Genomic DNA, 3,342 nt, shown 5'->3' on the forward strand with positions numbered 1-3,342 from the left:
TAACGTCCCATTGTTATTGTGAATCTTCACTTCTCCCAATAGTTCGCTAATTGCCTTATCACCATTGAGAAACTCAGCATTGAGCAAACACAGTCGGGGATCGATCGCACTAGCATAAAATTCTTCAATGACACTTTCAGGGAAGTATTCGGTCAGAATCGAGTAGTCATACTTCATATAATACATGTCAACAGCTATTTATTTTCTTTCCCGTTCTGGCAAAAAATCGATGCGATTGTATCCAAAAAGACTTGACAATTTCAGTTTCTATCGATTGTCAGAATTGCGATCGTTTATACTCACAAATAGAACCTCTCGATCGATCGCATGAGCATAGGTAGATAGCATCGTTCGCTTATCATGTCCCGACTGCTCGGCAAGTGCGATTGGATTAGCACCATTTGCTAGAGCGTGGGATATGGCACTGTGCCGCAACTTGTAAGGCGATCGATACTCGATCTGACAACTCTTTAAAATTGTTTTCCATGCCCTTCTGTTGAAGTTACGATCGTCGATCGGTAAACCTTCTGGACTTTTAAACACCAACTCATCATCAGAAGCGGGTTTTAGTCGATCGCGTCTGGCTAACAACATCGCAGCAATTGACGGGCTGAGATTAACAGTTCTCGCCTTCTTTGTCTTAGTACTGCCAGTAACCCCACGCGAGAATGATTCCCCAATCCAAACCGAATCTAGATCGATCGATATGTGTTTCCACTTCAGGGCTGAAGCTTCTCCGCCCCTGGTGCCCATACTCAATCTAAACACCCCTAACCACCCTTTCATTGTCAATAAGACAAACGAAAAATGTTCCAACAAAGTCGATAGACCTTGCCGAAACCCTTTTCTAGTGCTGTTTTTACCCTAGTCGGAACGAGAGGATTTGAACCTCCGACCCCTACTACCCCAAAGTAGTGACAGCTCTGATTGAAAGCCTTGCAGCAAAAGGCTTTTAAGCGTTATTCAAAATAAACAGTGGGAAGCACCGATTTTATGGCATTTCCTTTTTGATTATATAAGTAGATCGAGCCACTAACTCAGTAAATGTCGAAAAAAAGCTAAACTATCGACATATTAACTCGACGTGTCGATTTGCTCGACATATCCCATACATGGCTAATTTCGATCCCGAACAACCCTACAACGATCTACCCCTACTACCGCCATCGGTCGAGATTGAGACAAAAAAAGTCTTGAAAGCCTGTATTGAAGCTCGTGCGGCAGTAGCGGAGCTAAAACAGTGTGGTGAGTTGATTCCCAATCAGGCGATGTTAATTAACACTATCCCCGTGCTAGAGGCTCAAGCTAGTTCTGAGATCGAGAATATTGTCACGACAGCCGATCGATTGTTCCAGTTTATCAATTCCCCAGATGCTCAAATCGATGCTGCCACTAAAGAAGCATTGCGCTACGGCAATGCCTTATACTCCGGCTTTGAATCACTCAGTACCCGTCCGTTAACCAAACAGACAGCGTTCGCGAAGCGTCTCCGCTAGGAGAATCGAAGTCTGCTCGACCATTAAAGGGGTAGACATGGAAATTCGGCGCGTTCCTGGTACCACATTGATTGAAGCCAATAGCGGGCGGGTGATTTATACACCACCTTCAGGAGAAGCCATCCTACACGAAAAGCTGACTAACTGGGAAAAGTTTATTCATGAGGCGATCGAGTTCGATCCGTTGGTAAGACTAGCCGTGATGCACTAACAGTTTGAGGCGATTCATCCGTTTACAGATGGTAATGGACGAACGGGACGGATTCTGAATATTTTGTTTTTGGTAGATCTGGGGTTGTTAGAGATTCCGGTGTTGTATCTCAGTCGATATATTATTCAGCACAAGCAAAATTACTACGATTATTTGAATCGAATTGCCACAGAAGGCGATTGGGAAAGTTGGATTCTATTCATGCTTGATGCCATTCGGGAAACAGCCCAGTGGACGACTCAGAAGATTCGGGCAATTCGCCAATTAATGGAAATTACCACGGAATATGTCAAAGAAACCCGACCCAAAGTTTACAATCGCGATCTCCTCGATCTGATTTTCGTTCAACCCTATTGTCGGATTGCCAATGTTGTCGATGCGGGTATTGTTCACCGTCAAACTGCGGCAAATTATCTCAAAGAACTCTGTGAAATTGGGGTATTGAAAGAAACTAAAGTCGGACGCGATAAACTATTTATCCATCCCCGTTTTCTCCAATTACTGACAGCGGAAAGTCATGCTGTGGTTCCATATTAAGAGATAAATTTAATTGAAACCGATAAAAACATTTATAATTGAGGCTTATTATTTTTTAGTTCTGTAAGTGGTAAGCACTTGCCCTTATTTATTAGCAATAGTTAGAGCGTTGTGGATCGAACGATTCTCATTCTGAGAGACTGCGTCAACGAGATTCACTCGTTGGCGAAGCCTACCGTAGGTAATCGTTTAACCGAATCTCAGTTCACCTAAATTTATGCGAAATCTGCTGATTGTTGAATCTGCTGGCAAAATCAAAAAGCTTCGGAGTATCCTCGGCTCCGACTGGGATGTCAAGGCTTCGATCGGGCATATTCGCCAACTCGCTAACGATGGAGACGGTTCGTTAGGGTTTGATATGAGTGCAGACACAATCGATTGTCGTTATATTCCCCGCGACGACAGAGCCAAACAAACGATCGCCGGACTAATTGCCGCAGCCAAGCAAGCAGATCGAGTATTCATTGCCTCAGATCCAGATCGAGAAGGCGAAGTCATCGGCTGGCATATCGCTCAAGTATTGAAGCTCAAACAGCCCCAGCGCGCTGTCTATCAAGAGATTACCGAGTCTGCTGTCAAAAAAGCGATCGCCAGTCCTCGATCGCTCGATATGGCTTTAGTCGAAGCAGGTAGGTGTCGCGATTGTTTGGATAAATTGGTCGGTTACAAAGGATCGCCGCTAATCTGGCGACTTAATAATGGAGCCAAAAGCGTTGGGCGAGTTCAGTCCGCCACCCTGCATTTAGTCTGTCAACGAGAGCGAGAAATTCAATCCTTCATCCCCCAAGATTACTGGTCGGTGTTTGTAGACTATGCTGAAGGATTCAGGTCAGGCCGACGGATATAACCAAAGCTTCAAGCGAACTCAAACAGCAGCTCTCAGAGGATGAATTTGCACTATATCTGATGATTTGGATGCGATCGTTGGCGAAGCCTACCGTAGGTAATCGCCTCTCAATGCAAACCCGCTCAGATTCGCAAAACTACGATCGTTACTCAATCTGGCGAGATTCAGTGGCAAGCTAGAGGGCAAATGCTCGAATTTGCTGGCTATGCCAAATATTGGAAGGACATTAGCGGTGATGCGGTATTGCCTAG

General features: G+C 44.8%; 1 protein-coding gene and 2 pseudogenes. 2 read left to right on the forward strand and 1 reads right to left on the reverse strand.

From position 1 onward, the window contains the following. Positions 1–267: 267 nt before the first annotated feature. Positions 268–786 (reverse strand): site-specific integrase, encoded by a 519-nt coding sequence (locus tag RMO35_RS01115; protein ID WP_309737974.1) that lies wholly within the window; start codon positions 784–786, stop codon positions 268–270. 326 nt (positions 787–1,112) lie between these two features. On the opposite strand from RMO35_RS01115, the pseudogene fic reads away from it, so the two are divergent. Together fic and RMO35_RS01135 are read left to right on the forward strand one after the other, a co-directional pair. Further along, positions 1,113–2,244 (forward strand): annotated as a pseudogene (gene fic, locus RMO35_RS25115) (protein adenylyltransferase Fic). 217 nt (positions 2,245–2,461) lie between these two features. Next, positions 2,462–3,342 (forward strand): annotated as a pseudogene (locus tag RMO35_RS01135) (DNA topoisomerase); the annotation flags it as partial.

The sequence above is a fragment of the Chamaesiphon sp. OTE_20_metabat_361 genome (assembly GCF_031364565.1).